Here is a 14,527-nt window from a genome sequence, read left to right on the forward strand (position 1 = left end):
CCGTGGGGCACTTCCTGGGACGCCGGACACTCTATCGTGAGGGCATGGTCCCTGAGCGCATCTGGCGGAACACGGCGATCGCCCTGTGCATCGCGGTGCCGGCGAGCTTCTACCTGCTCGGGGACCTCGCCGACGCCTTCCCGGGCGTGCTCACCGTGCGCAGCGAGCAGTCCGAACCCGGCGCCGGGCCCGCCGCCGAGGCGGAGGACTGGGAGCGGGTGACCACCCCCGCCCCGCAGGGGCACGTCGCCCCCGAGGTCGACGAGGAGGCCGCCGCCGACGTCGCGACCCGCATGGACGCCCACGCCGGCCTGCCCGTGGTGGAGGGGAACCTCGCCTACAGCGTGGTCGACGCCGACAGCGGCGAGCAGATCGCCGCCCGCGACGCGGAGACCGCCCGCATCCCCGCCTCCACCCTCAAGCTGCTGACAGCCGCCGCCGTGCTGCGCGTGCGGGATGCCGACGAGGTGCTGACCACCTCCGCCGTCGTCAGCGACGGCACCATCACCCTGGTCGGCGAGGGCGACATGACCCTCACCGAGGACAAGCTGACCTCCCTCGCCGAGGACGCCGCGACGCTGGCCGCCGAGCAGGACACCGACACCGTCGCCCTGGCCGTGGACACCACCGCCCTCACCGGCGGGGAGAACCCCGCCTGGGGCGACAACGGCATCGACGGCGGCTGGGTGACGCCGACCGCCGCGATGGCCCTCGAGGAGGGCTGGCTGGACGGGGAGCAGTACGGCGCGAAGTCCGCCGACCCGGTCGGGGACGTCGCCGAGCGCTTCCGGGAGCTGCTGGAGGAGCAGGGCCTCACCGTCGAGGGTGACGTCGCCTCCGCCGAGGCGCCGACGGGAGCGGCCGCCGCGGAGGTCACCTCCGCCCCGCTCGGAGAGATCGTCCGCCACACGCTGCTGATCTCCGACAACACCACCGCCGAGCTGCTCGCCCACCTGGTGGCGCAGGCCCGGGGCGAGGACACCACCCCCGAGGCCGCGGCCGCGGCCGTGGAGGCGGAGATCCGCGAGCTCGCCGCCGAGCTGGGCGTGCCCGAGGAGGACCTCGAGGCCTTCGAGATCGCCGACGGCTCCGGCCTCTCCCGGGACAACCGGGTGCCGCCCACGGTGCTCGCCTCCGTGCTCGGCGAGGTCGCCTCCGGCGACGTCGCCGAGCTCGAGCAGATCCTCTACGACGTGCCCATCGCCGCGCTCTCCGGCACCCTCGCGGACCGCTTCGACGCGGAGGACACCTCGCAGGCGGCGGGCCTGGTGCGCGGCAAGACCGGCTACCTCGGCGGCGCCGCCACCCTGGCCGGGATCACGACCCTGCCCGATGGCCGCACCGTCGGCTACTCGATCATCGTGCACGGCTTCGAGGGCTCCGAGGCCGCCGACGCCCGCGCCGCCGTCGACGAGGTCGCCGCCGAGCTGGTGAGCGGCTCCTGATGGCCGGACCGCCCCCGGTGGTGGCCCGCGCCCGCACCGCGGTGCGCCGCGCCCTGACCGACCGCCTCGAGGAGCTCGCCGACGACACCGCCGCCGGGCAGCTGTCCCCGCACCTGCTGGTGGGACTCAGCGGGGGCGCGGATTCCCTCGCGCTGCTGGCCACCACCGCCTGGGTCGGATCCCGGATGGGCCTGACCACCCGCGCCGCCATCGTCGACCACGGCCTGCAGGAAGGCTCCGCGGAGGTCGCCGAGCGCGCCCGCAGCCAGGCCGAGTGGCTCGGCGTCGAGGCCCGCGTGCTCACCGTCGCCGTGGACGCCGCCGCGCCCGGCGGGGTGGAGAACGCCGCCCGCGAGGCCCGCCACCGTGCCCTGGAGACCTGCCTGGCCGAGGAGGGCGGTCTCGCGCTGCTGCTCGCCCACACCCTGGACGACCAGGCCGAGCAGGTGCTGATGGGCCTGGCCCGCGGCGCCGGCCCCCGCGCCCTGGCCGGCATCCCGCGCCGCCGCGGCCCGCTGCTGCGCCCCTTCCTCGGCAGCGGCCGCGACGAGGCCACCGCCCTGCGCCGCGAGGACACCGAGGAGATCTGCCGCCTGCACGAGCTGGAGTGGTGGGAGGACCCGATGAACACGGACCCCGCCCACCTGCGCGCCCGGGTCCGCCACCGGGCCCTGCCGCTGCTGCGCGAGGTGCTCGGCACCCAGATCGACGAGAACCTCGCCCGCACCGCGGACCTGCTGCGCCCCGACGCCGAGCACCTGGACGGTGAGGCCGGGGAGCTGCTGGCCGACCTGCGCCGCGACGGCGGTGAGCTGCGCGAGGAGGGCGACCTGCTGCTGCTGGACGTGCACGCCCTCGCCGCCGCCCCGACGGCGCTGCGCACCCGCGTGCTGCGCGACGCCTCCCGCCTCGCCGAGCAGGCCGGGGGCCGCCCCTCCGACAAGTCCCTGCTGCGCCGCCACGTGCTCGCCGCGGACGCCCTGGTGCTCACATGGCACGGTCAGGCAGCGGTGCCCCTTCCGGGTAGGATCGAGGTCGCTCGTCGCGACGGCCTGCTGGTCTGGCGCCGTCCCGATCCCTGAGCAGCGACGAGAGCTCCCCGAACCTCACCCAGGAGAACCGCGTGCCCGAGACGCACCTTCACCCGGACGTCGATCACGTGCTGCTCGACGCCCAGCAGATCGCCGACAAGCTCCACGAGCTCGGTCAGCAGATCGCCGCGGACTACGCGGACGAGCCCCCCATCCTGGTCGGCGTCCTCAAGGGCGCCGTGATGGTGATGGCCGACCTCTCCCGCGAGATCGACCTCGCCACCGAGATGGACTGGATGGCCGTCTCCTCCTACGGCTCCGGCACCAAGTCCTCCGGCGTGGTGCGGATCCTCAAGGACCTCGGCGCCGACATCTCGGACCGCCACGTGCTGATCGTCGAGGACATCATCGACTCCGGTCTCACCCTGAAGTGGCTCCTGTCCAACCTGCGCTCCCGCGGGCCCAAGAGCGTCGAGGTGTGCACCCTGCTGCGCAAGCCCGACGCCGCCCGGGTCGAGATCGACGTGCGCTACGTCGGCTTCGACATCCCCAACGAGTTCGTCATCGGCTACGGACTGGACTACGCCGAGCGCTACCGCAATCTTCCCTACGTGGGCGTGCTGAAGCCCTCGGTCTACGGAGGCTGAGCATGCCCGAGGACTCCTCGAACAACCAGACCGCCAAGAACCCCCGCAAGGGGGGCCGGCGCCGCCGCCCCCTCGCCTCCGTGGCGATCTGGATCCTGGTGGCGCTGCTGCTGGGCATGGCCCTGTTCTCCCTCTTCGGTCGTGACGGCTTCCAGGAGGTCGACACCGAGCAGGGCCTCGAGCTGCTCGAGGGCGGCACCGTCGAGCAGGCCAAGATCATCGACGGCAACCAGCAGCGCGTGGACCTCGTGCTGTCCGAGGACTTCGTGGACGGCGACGAGAACAAGGGCACCCAGGTGCAGTTCTCCTACGTCGACGCCCGCGGCGAGGCCGTGGTCGCCGCCGTCGAGGCCGCCGACCCGGCCGACGGCTACACCGACGAGATCGCCACCAGCTCCTGGTGGTCCAGCCTGCTGGTCACCTTCCTGCCGCTGCTGCTGTTCATCGGCCTGTTCTGGTTCCTGATCATGAACGCCCAGGGCGGCGGCCGCGCCATGCAGTTCGGCAAGTCCAAGGCCAAGCTGTTCAACAAGGAGTCCCCGAAGGTCACCTTCGCCGACGTCGCCGGCGCCGAGGAGGCCGTCGAGGAGCTCGACGAGATCAAGCAGTTCCTCGTGGACCCGGGCCGGTACCAGGCCGTGGGCGCGAAGATCCCCAAGGGCGTGCTGCTGTACGGCCCTCCCGGCACCGGCAAGACCCTGCTGGCCCGCGCCGTCGCCGGCGAGGCGAACGTGCCCTTCTACTCGATCTCCGGCTCGGACTTCGTGGAGATGTTCGTGGGCGTCGGCGCGAGCCGCGTACGCGACCTGTTCTCCACCGCCAAGGAGAACTCGCCGGCGATCATCTTCATCGACGAGATCGACGCCGTCGGCCGCCACCGCGGCGCCGGCATGGGTGGCGGCCACGACGAGCGCGAGCAGACCCTGAACCAGATGCTGGTGGAGATGGACGGGTTCGACGAGAACCAGAACGTCATCCTCATCGCCGCCACCAACCGCGTGGACATCCTGGACCCGGCGCTGCTGCGACCCGGCCGCTTCGACCGCCAGATCGCGGTGGAGGCGCCCGACCTCAAGGGCCGTCTGCACATCCTGAAGGTGCACGCCCAGGGCAAGCCCCTCGCGCACGACGTCGACCTCGAGGCCGTCGCCAAGCGCACCATCGGCATGTCCGGCGCGGACCTCTCCAACGTGCTGAACGAGGCGGCGCTGCTGACCGCCCGCTCCGGCAACCAGATCATCGACAACCGGGCGCTGGACGAGGCCATCGACCGCGTCTCGATGGGCCCGCAGCGCTACTCCAAGGTGATGACCGAGCGGGAGCGGCAGATGACCGCGTACCACGAGGGCGGCCACGCCCTGGTGGCGGCGGCGCTGAACAACTCCGCCCCGGTCACCAAGGTGACGATCCTGCCGCGCGGCCGCGCGGGCGGCTACACGATGGTGGTGCCCACCCAGGACCGCAACTACCAGTCCCGCAACGAGCTGCTGGACCGCCTGGCCTACGCCATGGGCGGCTACGCCGTGGAGGAGTCGATCTTCCACGATGTCACCACCGGCCCCAGCTCCGACCTGCAGAACGCCACCAAGATCGCCCGCACCATGGTGATGCAGCTCGGCATGAGCGACGCCGTGGGACAGGTGGCCCTCTCCGGCGATCAGGACGAGGTCTTCGTCGGCATGCAGCAGGGCCAGGGGCCACGCTTCTCCGCCGAGACGGCCTCCCAGATCGACCAGGAGGTGCGCCGGCTGTTGGACACCGCCCTGGACGAGGCCTGGCGCGTCATCGAGCAGAACCGTCACGTGCTGGACCGGCTGGTCGCGGAGCTGCTGGAGAAGGAGACCCTCAACGAGCAGGAGCTGGCGGCGATCTTCGCGGACGTCACCAAGCTGCCCGTGCGCGAGGTCTGGCTGTCCAGCCACGAGCGTCCCGCCCTGGCCGCCCCCAGCGTCGGCGCCACCACCACCGCCACCGGTGCGGAGGCCTCCGACGCCGGCGAGCCGCTGCAGCCGGGCGACCCGAGCCTGCCGCAGCCCGGCGGCGACGGCCCCGACATCCCCGGCGCCCCCGGCCAGTCCGGCCCGCTGGGCACGGACGCCTGAGGCCGGCGGCCATGACGGTGGACCGTCCCCGCGCCGCCGCGGCGGTGCGAGAGCTGCTGCTGGCGGTGGGGGAGGACCCCGACCGCGACGGCCTGCGGGACACCCCCGACCGGGTGGCCCGCATGTACGCCGAGGTGTTCCAGGGTATGGACCAGGACGCGCACGAGCCGCTGGCGACCACCTTCGAGATCGACCACCAGGAGCTGGTGCTGGTGCGCGACATCGGCTTCCACTCCATGTGCGAGCACCACCTGCTGCCGTTCGTGGGTCGCGCCCACGTCGGCTACATCCCCGGCGAGGGGCGGGTGGCGGGCCTGAGCAAGCTCGCCCGCCTGGTGCACGTCTACGCGCGCCGCCCTCAGGTGCAGGAGCGCATCACCTCCCAGGTCGCCGACGCGCTGATGGAGGAGATCGGCGCCGCCGGCGCCATCGTGGTGCTGGAGGCCGAGCACATGTGCATGTCGATGCGCGGGGTGCGGGCGGACGGCTCCCGCACCGTGACCAGCGCCGTGCGCGGGCAACTGCGCGAGAGCGCCACCCGGTCCGAGGCGATGAGCCTCATCCTGCGGGGCTGAGCCCGTGACCGGCCCGCGCCGCCGCCCCCGCGGCCTGCCCGAGCACCTGGACCGGGAGGACACCCTCGTGATGGGGGTGCTGAACGTGACCCCCGATTCGTTCTCCGACGGCGGCCTGTACCTCGAGCCCGAGCGGGCGATCGCCCACGGCCGGGAGCTGCTGGCCGCCGGGGCCGACCTGCTGGACATCGGCGGGGAGTCCACCCGCCCCGGCGCGCCCCGCGTGGACGCCGAGGAGGAGCGCGGCCGGGTGCTGCCCGTGGTGCGGGCCCTGGCCGCCGAGGGCGCCGTGATCAGCGTGGACACCATGCGCACCGAGATCGCCGAGGCCAGCGTCGCCGCGGGCGCCCTGATCGTCAACGACGTCTCCGCGGGCCGCGCCGACACCGACATGGGCTCCCTCGCCGCGCACCTGCGCACCCGCCTGGGCACCCCGCCGGTGTTCGTGGCGATGCACTGGCGCGGCCACAGCGACGTGATGAACGAGCTCACCGACTACGCGGACGTCGCCCTCGACAGCGCCGCCGAGCTCGCCGAGCGGCTGGACGCCCTGCGCGCCGCCGGGGTGGACGAGGACTTCCTGGTGGCCGATCCCGGCCTGGGCTTCTCCAAGACCGGGGAGCAGAACTGGGAGCTGCTGGCCGACTGGGCATCGATCACCTCCCACCGCCTGCCGGTGCTGATCGGCGCCTCCCGCAAGCGGTTCCTCGGCGCCCTCGGGGTGGACCGCGACCACGCCACCGCCGCCGTCAGCGCCTACGCCGCCGAGCACGGCGCGTGGGCGGTGCGCGTGCACGAGGTGGCCCCGACCCTGGCCGCCGTGCGGGTGGGGGACCGACTGCGCAGGAGCCGCCGATGAGCATCGACCCGAGCACGCACGACCCCCTGGCGGGGCTGGACCGGATCGCCGTCACCGGCATCCGCGGCTGGGGCCGCCACGGGGTGCTGGCCGCCGAGCAGGAGCTCGGCCAGGCGTTCACCGTGGACGTGGTGCTGCGCCTGGACACCTCCGCCGCCGGACGCGGCGACGAGCTGGGCGCCACCGTGAACTACGCGGAAGTGGCCGCCGTGGCCGCCGCCGAGATCACCGCCGGCCCCCACCTGCTGATCGAGACCCTCGCCGCCCGCATCGCCGAGCGCACCCTCGCCGAGTGCGGGGCGCCGCTGCTGCGCCGGGTGGAGGTCACCGTGCACAAGCCCGCCGCCCCCGTCGGACTGCCCGTGGACGACGTCGCGGTGACCATCACCCGCGATGCCCCGCCCGGCGAGGCCGTGCTCGCGCTCGGCACCAACCTGGGGGAGCGGGAGACGCAGCTCGCCGCCGCCCTGGCCTCCCTCGCCGCCGCGCCCGGCGTCGAGGTCGCCTGGACCTCCCCGGTGGTGGAGACCGCGCCCGTCGGCGGCCCCGCGGGGCAGGGCGCCTTCCTCAACGCCGTGGCGGGAGTGCGCACCGTGCTCGCCCCCGCCCAGCTGCTGGCCGTCTGTGCCCGCCTGGAGCGCGAGGCCCGCCGGGTGCGCACCGTGCGCTGGGGCCCGCGCACCCTGGACGTCGACGTGATCACCTACGGGGAGCACCGCAGCGCCGACCCGGTGCTGACCCTGCCCCACCCCCGCGCCCACCAGCGGGCCTTCGTGCTGGACCCCTGGCACCGTGCCCGCCCGGAGGCGGAGCTGCCCGGCCACGGCGCGCTCGCCGCCCTCCTGGAGCAGGCCGCGGACCGCGCCGAGATCCGCCCCGGCCCGGTGATCGAGGGGTTCGACCAGCCGTGAAGCCGCTGAACATCGTCCTGCTGGTGCTGATCTGGGCCGCCGGCGCCGGCTTCGGGGCGCAGGTGATGGAGACCCTCGCCACCCGCGGGCACTCCCTGCCCGTCACCGGCTGGCTCACCACCCTGGTCGAGGTGGTGCTGATCGCGGTGCTGCTGGTCAACGCGCTGCCGCTGCGGCGGTACATGCGCGAGAGCGAGGAGCGCGCCGAGCACCCCACCGCCGCGCCGCGCCGCCACCAGCTCGACCTGCCCACCGCCTTCCGCACGGTGCTGCTGGCCCACGCCTGCGCCTACACCGGCGCCGTGATGGGCGGACTCTTCGCCGGGCAGGCGCTGTACCTGCTGCTCTCCGGCACCGGCGACGTGCTCACCGCCGTGCTCCCCACCGGCTCCGCCGCCCTGGCCGGCACCGTGCTGGGCGTGCTCGGGGTGATCGTGGAGCGCTGGGGGACCCTGCCGCCGCAGGACGGCGAGGCCGCCGAGGAGGCCGCGACGGGCTCCTGACCGGCCCCGACCATCGAGGGGTGTCGGCGCCGCGGATCACGCCCTCGGACGGAGGGTGAGGCACCGCCGAGGTGACACGATGGACCCCATGACCCTCCCGCCCGATCCCTCCTCGCCCGCGACCCCCGCCCCCGCGGACGCCGTGTCGCCGACTCCCGCGCCCGGGGACGGGACGAAGCCGGGCACGGCGGTGCCCCCCGCGACGGCCCCGGAGGAGGCCCCGCCGGTGCTCGTGCGCGCCGACGGCCGCCGCCTGCACGTCGAGGGGCTTCGCGCCGTCTCCCCGCTGCTGATCCGCGCCCGCTACCTCGCCGGGATCCCCGGCTACCTCATCGCCCTGCTCGCCGTGGCCGGGGCGATCGTCGCCGCGGTGCTCACCGGCTGGTGGTGGCTCGGGCTGACCGCCCTGCTGCCCGCGATCCTCGCCGGCCAGGGCCTCGCCCTCACCCCGCGCCGGGTCCGCGCGATCGGCTACCTGGAGGGTCCCGAGGAGCTCGTCGTCGCCTCGGGCGTCATGTTCCGCTCCGTGGAGACCGTGCCCTACGGCCGCGTGCAGTCGGTGACCATCGACGAGGGACCGGTCGACCGCCGTTTCGGGCTCGCCCAGCTGACCGTCACCACCGCCTCCGACGGCGCGGACGTCACCCTGCCGGGCCTGCCGCGGGACGAGGCCGAACGGCTGCGGGTGATGCTCACCGAGCGCGGCGTCGAGCTGATGGCGGCCCTTTGAGCGAGCAGCCCGCCCCCGTCGAGCCCCCCGACGCCGCCCGGCCCTCGGACTCCGGCGACGCCCCCGAGCAGGCGCCGGAGCACCGCCGCACCCATCCGATCACGCCGCTGATCTCCGGCTGGAAGGTCATCGCGGGCATCCTCGCCGTGCTCACCGTGCAGAACATCGCGGCGCTGGTGGAGAACTTCACCCTCAGCCGCGCGCTGATCGGCCTCGGCGTGCTCGCCGTGGTGGTGCTCGGCACCATCGCGATCTCCTTCCTGTCCTGGCGGGCCACCACCTTCGCCCTCACCGGGGACGGCGTGGCCAAGCACTCCGGGCTCATCTCCCGCACCCGCCAGTTCGCCCCCCGCGCCCGCATCGAATCGGTCTCCGTGGAGCGGCCCCTGCTGGCGCGGCTGCTGGGCCTGGCGAAGGTGCGGATCGAGGTGGCCGGCGGCTCCGAGTCCCACCTGGACATCGCCTATGTGCGCTCCGAGGAGGCCGAGCGGCTGCGCCGCGGCATCCTGCAGGTCGCCGCCGGCGGGGGCGCCTCGGCCCGCGACGGCGGGACGAGCACCGCGACGGTCCCCGGCGAGGACCGCGCGACCGCCGAGGACGCGACGGTGAGGGAGGGATGCGGCACCGATGGTCGGTCCGCCCCCGGCCGCGACGCAGAGGCCGCCCCCACCCGCGGCGACGCCGAGCCCGCCCCCACCCGCCGCGACACCCTGCGTGAGATCCTCCACGACGGCGTCACCGAGGGCGAGCTGATCGCCGAGATCCCCACCGAGCGCCTGGTCCGCTCCCTGCTCCGCGACCCCGAGTTCCTCATCGGCGCCGCGGTCACCGTGCTCGGCGTGGGCGCCGCGATCATCGCCGGGGCGATCGCCGACGGCTTCTCCCCGGCCCTCCTGGTCGGTCTGCTGCCGGCCCTGATCGCCCTGCCCCGCTTCGTGTTCGGCCGCGTCGAGGCCGGCTGGGGCTTCGTCTCCCGCCTCACCGACTCCGGGCTCCGGATGCGCCGGGGCCTGGCCAACACCCGCAGCGACAACATCGCCTCCGGCCGTATCCAGCGCCTGGACCTGCGCCGGCCCCTGCTGTGGCGCGGCCCCGGCTGGACCGCCGTCCAGGTCACCGTCGCCGGCATCGAGGACACCGAGGGCGGCGCCGAGAGCGTGCTGCCCGTCGGCACGCGCGAGGAGGTCGCCCGCACCCTCGGCCACCTCGCCCCTCCGCTGGGCAGCGAGGACGACCTCGCCCTGCTGGAACGGTTCCTCACCCGACCGGCCCGCGAGATCGAGGGCTACCACCCGCCCTCGCCCGTGCAGTGGATCGCCCGCCGCACCGAGGTGACCGTGACGCTGCCCGGCGCCGTGCTGCACCGCAGCGGCATCCTCGCCAAGCGCGTCCAGATCATCCCGCGTGACCGCATCCAGGAGCTCCGCCTGGCCGACGGGCCGCTGAACAAGCGCCTGGGCCTGCTGGACCTCCACGTCGCCGTCGGCGGGCACACCGTCACCCTCGGAGGCCTCGCCCGCCCCGGCGCCTGCGCCCTGCAGGCCGTACTCGCCCGCGACGCCGCCCGCCGGCGCCGCTACACCGAGCGCGCCTCCTGGCCCACCCCGGTGCTCGCCGGCACCGGCACCCCGGAGCAGATCCGATGAGCGCCCCCCGCCTCGGCATCGGCGTCATCGGCGCCGGCCGCGTGGGCGCCGTGCTCGGCGCCGCCCTGCGCGCCGAAGGCCACGCCGTCACCGGCGCCTACGCCGTCTCCGAGGCCTCCCGGGAGCGGGCCGCGGACCTGCTGCCCGGGGCGCCGCTGCTCGACGTCCCCACCCTCGTCGAGCGCAGCGAGCTGCTGCTGCTGGCCGTGCCCGACGACCAGCTCGCCGACCTCGCCGCCGGGATCGCCGCCACCGGCCTCGTGCCGGGCGGGCAGCTCGTCGTGCACACCTCCGGCCGCTACGGCACCGAGGTGCTCGCGCCGCTCGCCGCCGCCGGCTGCGCCACCCTCGCCCTGCACCCCGCCATGACCTTCACCGGTACCGCCGAGGACCTGCCCCGCCTGCAGGGCTGCCCGATGGCGATCACCGCCGCCGAGGCCTTCCTGCCCGTGGCCGCGGCCCTCGCCGTCGAGCTCGGCGGCGACGCCTTCGTGCTGCCCGAGGGGGACCGCGAGCTCTACCATGCGGCCCTCGCCCACGGCGCCAACCACCTGGTGGTGCTCGTCCACCAGGCCCGCGAGGCACTCGCCCGGATCGGCGTCCAGGACCCCGGCGCCACCCTGCGCCCCCTGCTGGAGGCGGCCCTGGACAATGCCCTGCGCCATGGCGCCACCGCCCTCACCGGGCCCGTCGTGCGCGGGGACGCCGGCACCGTCGCCGCCCACCTCGCGGCCCTCGACGAGGCCGACGACACCGCCGTGCTCGAGCACGAGCACGACACCGGCGCCACCTACCGGGCCCTCGCCCGCGCCGCCCTCGAACGCGCGGGCCTGGACCCCCACACCCACGCCCGCATCCGTGCGCTGCTGGAGACGACGCCTCCCGCGACGGATCCCGCCCCGACCTCCCCGCCGAACCCGCCCCACCCGCAGGAGCCCACCGCATGACCGCCGCCCCCGTTCGAGACACCGTCCTGGTCACCACGATCGAGGAGCTGCGCACCCGCCGCGCCGCCCTGCCCGGCACCGTCGCCGTGGTGATGACCATGGGCGCGCTCCACGCCGGGCACCTGGCCCTGGTGGCCCGGGCCCGTGAGGTCGCCGACCACGTGATCCTCACCGACTTCGTGAACCCCCTGCAGTTCGGCCCCGGCGAGGACTTCACGGCCTACCCGCGGGACCTCGAGGCCGACCTCGCCGCCGTCGACGGGCAGGTCGATCTCGTGCTCGCCCCCTCGACGGAGGAGATGTACCCGGTGCTGCCGCCCACCGTGAGCGTCAGCGCCGGAGCGGCCGGCCGGGTGCTCGAGGGCGCCGCCCGCCCCGGCCACTTCGACGGCGTCGTCACCGTGGTCACCAAACTGCTGCAGATCACGGCCCCCGACGTGGCCGTCTTCGGCCAGAAGGATGCCCAGCAGCTCGCGATCCTGCGCCGCCTGGTGGCCGACCTGAACCTGCCCGTGCGGATCGAGGCCGTGCCCATCCAGCGGGAAGGGACCGGCCTGGCCCGCTCCAGCCGGAATGCCTACCTCAGCACTGACGGCCGCGCGCAGGCCCTGGCGCTGTCCCGCGCCATCGCCGCCGCCGAGCTCGCCGCCCCCTCGCTGGGCGCCGTGCAGGCGGCGCTGGAGACGGCCCGACAGGACTCGGCGGTCGCCTGGGACTACGCGCTCGCCGTCGACCCGGTGACCCTCGCCCCCGTCGGCCCCGAGCACCGCGGCGAGACCCTCGTGGTGCTCGCCGGGTATGTGGAGGGCACCCGGCTGCTGGACGCCGCCGTGGTGTCCGTGACAGCAGCCTGACTCGGCTGGGACACCCCGCGGGGCTCGTGGAACAATCGAGGCCATGAGCCAGAACCCCACCTCTGCCGAGCCGTTGGACACTTCCGACCAGGTCGCGGTGCGCAAGTCCAAGCGGGAGCGGCTGCTGGCGCGCGGGGAGGAGGCCTACCCGGTCTCCGTGCCCGTCACCACCACCATCGCCGCGGTGCGGGAGCAGTACGGCCACCTCGAGGCCGGGGTCGAGACCGAGGACGAGGTCGGCGTGGCCGGCCGCGTGGTCTTCCAGCGCAACACCGGCAAGCTCTGCTTCGCCACCATCCAGGACGGCGAGGGCCGGCGCCTGCAGGTCATGGTCTCCCTCGCCGCCGTCGGCGAGGAGCGTCTGGCCGCCCTCAAGGCCGATGTGGACCTCGGCGACCACGTCTTCTTCCACGGCCGCGTGGGCGCCTCCCGCCGCGGCGAGCTGAGCGTCTTCGCGGACTCCTGGCAGATGGCCGCCAAGGCCGTGCGCCCGCTGCCGGTGCTGCACGCCGAGCTCTCCGAGGAGTCCCGGGTGCGTCAGCGCTCCGTGGACCTCATCGTGCGCCAGCAGGCCCGGGACACCGTGCGCCAGCGCGCCGCCGTGATGCGCTCCCTGCGCGCCACCCTCGAGGGCGAGGACTTCGTCGAGGTCGAGACCCCGATGCTGCAGACGATCCCCTCCGGCGCCGCCGCCCGGCCCTTCCGGACCCACATGAACGCCTTCGACATGGAGCTGTTCCTGCGGATCGCCCCGGAGCTGTTCCTCAAGCGGGCCGCCGTGGGCGGGATGGAGCGCGTCTTCGAGATCAACCGGAATTTCCGCAACGAAGGCGCGGATTCCACGCATTCCCCGGAGTTCGCGATGCTCGAGGCCTACCAGGCCTACGGTGATTATGATTCCATCGCCGATCTCACCCGGCGGATGGTCCAGAACGCCGCCGAGACCGCCACCGGCTCCCAGGTGGTCACCCTCGCCGACGGCACCGAATACGACCTCTCCGGATCCTGGGACGCGATCACCGTCTACGGATCCCTCTCCGATTCCCTCGGCGAGGAGATCACCCCCGAGACCACGCCGGACCGCCTGCGCGAGATCGCCCGCTCCCTGGAGCTGGACCTCGACCACCCGAAGTTCGGCCACGGAAAGCTGGTCGAGGAGCTCTTCGAGCACCGGGTGGGCGATCACCTGTACGCCCCGACCTTCGTGCGGGATTTCCCGGTGGAGACCAGCCCGCTGGTGCGCGCCCACCGCGAGACGCCCGGCGTGGTCGAGAAGTGGGACCTGTACGTCCGCGGCTTCGAGCTCGGCACCGGATACTCGGAGCTGGTCGACCCCGTCATCCAGCGCGAGCGCTTCGCCCAGCAGGCAGCCCTGGCCGCGGCCGGGGACGACGAGGCGATGCGCCTGGACGAGGACTTCCTCGAGGCCATGGAGTACGCCCTGCCGCCCACCGGCGGCATGGGCATGGGCATCGACCGGCTGCTGATGGCGATCACCGGCCTCGGCATCCGCGAGACCATCCTCTTCCCGCTGGTGAAGCCCGAGGCCTGAGATGGACAGCGGATTCTGGTTCGAGGCCGGTGCCCTGGTCCCCTCCATCGGGGTGGGGCTGCTGTTCTGGTTCGTGATCCGCGCGATTCTGCGTGCGGACCGCCGGGAGCGCGAGGCCGATAAGCAGGCCGAGGCCGATTATCGCGCCCGGCATCCCGAGGGAGATTCCTCCCCCACGCCCCCGAAAACCGACGGGTAAAATCACTCTTTACCATTCTCGGATTGATTTCCCAGGTGGAGATCGGCATACTGCTGGGGATTGAACGTCGTAATCCGGCGCCCAAACCCCATCAATACCGAGGAGTCACTCATGGCCCGAAAGACCTACGTGGAGCTCGTGGACGACATCGACGGCGAGAAGGCGGACCAGACCGTCACCTTCTCCCTCGACGGCGTGAGCTACGAGATCGACCTGTCCGAGAAGAACGCCGAGACCCTCCGCGAGGAGATCGGCGCCTGGACCGCGAAGGCCCGCCGCGTCGGCGGTCGCCGCAGCACCAAGTCCGCCGGCTCCTCCTCGCGCGGCAGCAACGAATCCGCGCGCATCCGCGAGTGGGCCCGCGAGAACGGCTACGACGTGTCGGACCGCGGCCGCGTCGCCGGGAACATCCGCAAGGCCTACGAGGAGGCCAACGGCTCCTGAGCCGACCCTCCCGCAGAACCCCGAGGGCCGGGTCCACCAGCGATGGTGGACCCGGCCCTCGGTGTCTGCGCGGCGTCCGCGG

General features: G+C 74.0%; 15 protein-coding genes. All 15 read left to right on the forward strand.

Annotation, left to right across the window (positions count from 1 at the left end):
• Positions 1-44: 44 nt before the first annotated feature.
• Positions 45-1,445 carry a D-alanyl-D-alanine carboxypeptidase/D-alanyl-D-alanine-endopeptidase gene (locus OM98_RS08790; protein WP_010534250.1) on the forward strand — a complete coding sequence of 467 codons (1,401 nt, stop codon included), beginning with the start codon at positions 45-47 and terminating at the stop codon, positions 1,443-1,445.
• Complete coding sequence (tilS, locus tag OM98_RS08795; protein ID WP_010534251.1) at positions 1,445-2,527, forward strand: tRNA lysidine(34) synthetase TilS; 1,083 nt, start codon at positions 1,445-1,447, stop codon at positions 2,525-2,527. Before OM98_RS08790 ends, tilS begins: the two co-directional genes overlap by 1 nt.
• 41 nt (positions 2,528-2,568) lie before the next feature.
• On the forward strand, positions 2,569-3,123 hold the full coding sequence (hpt, locus tag OM98_RS08800) for a hypoxanthine phosphoribosyltransferase (protein WP_010534252.1): 555 nt from the start codon (positions 2,569-2,571) through the stop codon (positions 3,121-3,123).
• Between the two features lie 2 nt (positions 3,124-3,125).
• Complete coding sequence (gene ftsH / locus OM98_RS08805) at positions 3,126-5,225, forward strand: ATP-dependent zinc metalloprotease FtsH (RefSeq protein ID WP_010534253.1); 2,100 nt, start codon at positions 3,126-3,128, stop codon at positions 5,223-5,225.
• Positions 5,226-5,236: 11 nt separating this feature from the next.
• Positions 5,237-5,800: a GTP cyclohydrolase I FolE gene (gene folE / locus OM98_RS08810; protein ID WP_010534254.1), complete on the forward strand. Its 564-nt coding sequence runs from the start codon at positions 5,237-5,239 to the stop codon at positions 5,798-5,800.
• 4 nt (positions 5,801-5,804) lie between these two features.
• On the forward strand, positions 5,805-6,659 hold the full coding sequence (gene folP, locus OM98_RS08815; protein ID WP_010534255.1) for a dihydropteroate synthase: 855 nt from the start codon (positions 5,805-5,807) through the stop codon (positions 6,657-6,659).
• Positions 6,656-7,570, forward strand: a complete 915-nt coding sequence (gene folK / locus OM98_RS08820; RefSeq protein ID WP_010534256.1) for a 2-amino-4-hydroxy-6-hydroxymethyldihydropteridine diphosphokinase — start codon at positions 6,656-6,658, stop codon at positions 7,568-7,570. The genes folP and folK overlap by 4 nt, the downstream gene beginning before the upstream one ends.
• Complete coding sequence (locus tag OM98_RS08825) at positions 7,567-8,073, forward strand: DUF3180 domain-containing protein (protein ID WP_010534257.1); 507 nt, start codon at positions 7,567-7,569, stop codon at positions 8,071-8,073. The genes folK and OM98_RS08825 overlap by 4 nt, the downstream gene beginning before the upstream one ends.
• An 88-nt stretch (positions 8,074-8,161) precedes the next feature.
• The gene (locus tag OM98_RS08830; protein ID WP_010534258.1) at positions 8,162-8,803 is read left to right on the forward strand and encodes a PH domain-containing protein; all 642 of its coding nucleotides are present in this window, start codon (positions 8,162-8,164) and stop codon (positions 8,801-8,803) included.
• The gene (locus tag OM98_RS08835) at positions 8,800-10,449 is read left to right on the forward strand and encodes a PH domain-containing protein (RefSeq protein ID WP_010534259.1); all 1,650 of its coding nucleotides are present in this window, start codon (positions 8,800-8,802) and stop codon (positions 10,447-10,449) included. Before OM98_RS08830 ends, OM98_RS08835 begins: the two co-directional genes overlap by 4 nt.
• Positions 10,446-11,396 (forward strand): Rossmann-like and DUF2520 domain-containing protein, encoded by a 951-nt coding sequence (locus tag OM98_RS08840; protein WP_010534260.1) that lies wholly within the window; start codon positions 10,446-10,448, stop codon positions 11,394-11,396. The genes OM98_RS08835 and OM98_RS08840 overlap by 4 nt, the downstream gene beginning before the upstream one ends.
• Positions 11,393-12,250 (forward strand): pantoate--beta-alanine ligase, encoded by an 858-nt coding sequence (gene panC, locus OM98_RS08845; RefSeq protein WP_010534261.1) that lies wholly within the window; start codon positions 11,393-11,395, stop codon positions 12,248-12,250. The genes OM98_RS08840 and panC overlap by 4 nt, the downstream gene beginning before the upstream one ends.
• Positions 12,251-12,293: 43 nt before the next feature.
• Positions 12,294-13,802: a lysine--tRNA ligase gene (gene lysS / locus OM98_RS08850; RefSeq protein WP_010534262.1), complete on the forward strand. Its 1,509-nt coding sequence runs from the start codon at positions 12,294-12,296 to the stop codon at positions 13,800-13,802.
• Between the two features lies 1 nt (position 13,803).
• Positions 13,804-14,001 (forward strand): hypothetical protein, encoded by a 198-nt coding sequence (locus OM98_RS08855; RefSeq protein ID WP_010534263.1) that lies wholly within the window; start codon positions 13,804-13,806, stop codon positions 13,999-14,001.
• Positions 14,002-14,112: 111 nt separating this feature from the next.
• On the forward strand, positions 14,113-14,445 hold the full coding sequence (locus OM98_RS08860) for a histone-like nucleoid-structuring protein Lsr2 (RefSeq protein WP_010534264.1): 333 nt from the start codon (positions 14,113-14,115) through the stop codon (positions 14,443-14,445).
• The last annotated feature ends 82 nt before the right edge of the window (positions 14,446-14,527 follow it).

It is taken from the genome of Brachybacterium squillarum M-6-3 (genome assembly GCF_000225825.1).
Lineage (GTDB): Bacteria > Actinomycetota > Actinomycetes > Actinomycetales > Dermabacteraceae > Brachybacterium > Brachybacterium squillarum.

Excerpts from the sequence above, each read along its gene's own strand:
- OM98_RS08790 (WP_010534250.1), top strand. The coding sequence starts at position 45 with ATGGTCCCTGAGCGCATCTGGCGGAACACGGCGATCGCCCTGTGCATC.
- tilS (WP_010534251.1), top strand. The coding sequence starts at position 1,445 with ATGGCCGGACCGCCCCCGGTGGTGGCCCGCGCCCGCACCGCGGTGCGC.
- ftsH (WP_010534253.1), top strand. The coding sequence starts at position 3,126 with ATGCCCGAGGACTCCTCGAACAACCAGACCGCCAAGAACCCCCGCAAG.
- folE (WP_010534254.1), top strand. The coding sequence starts at position 5,237 with ATGACGGTGGACCGTCCCCGCGCCGCCGCGGCGGTGCGAGAGCTGCTG.
- folK (WP_010534256.1), top strand. The coding sequence starts at position 6,656 with ATGAGCATCGACCCGAGCACGCACGACCCCCTGGCGGGGCTGGACCGG.
- OM98_RS08830 (WP_010534258.1), top strand. The coding sequence starts at position 8,162 with ATGACCCTCCCGCCCGATCCCTCCTCGCCCGCGACCCCCGCCCCCGCG.
- OM98_RS08840 (WP_010534260.1), top strand. The coding sequence starts at position 10,446 with ATGAGCGCCCCCCGCCTCGGCATCGGCGTCATCGGCGCCGGCCGCGTG.
- panC (WP_010534261.1), top strand. The coding sequence starts at position 11,393 with ATGACCGCCGCCCCCGTTCGAGACACCGTCCTGGTCACCACGATCGAG.
- lysS (WP_010534262.1), top strand. The coding sequence starts at position 12,294 with ATGAGCCAGAACCCCACCTCTGCCGAGCCGTTGGACACTTCCGACCAG.
- OM98_RS08855 (WP_010534263.1), top strand. The coding sequence starts at position 13,804 with ATGGACAGCGGATTCTGGTTCGAGGCCGGTGCCCTGGTCCCCTCCATC.
- OM98_RS08860 (WP_010534264.1), top strand. The coding sequence starts at position 14,113 with ATGGCCCGAAAGACCTACGTGGAGCTCGTGGACGACATCGACGGCGAG.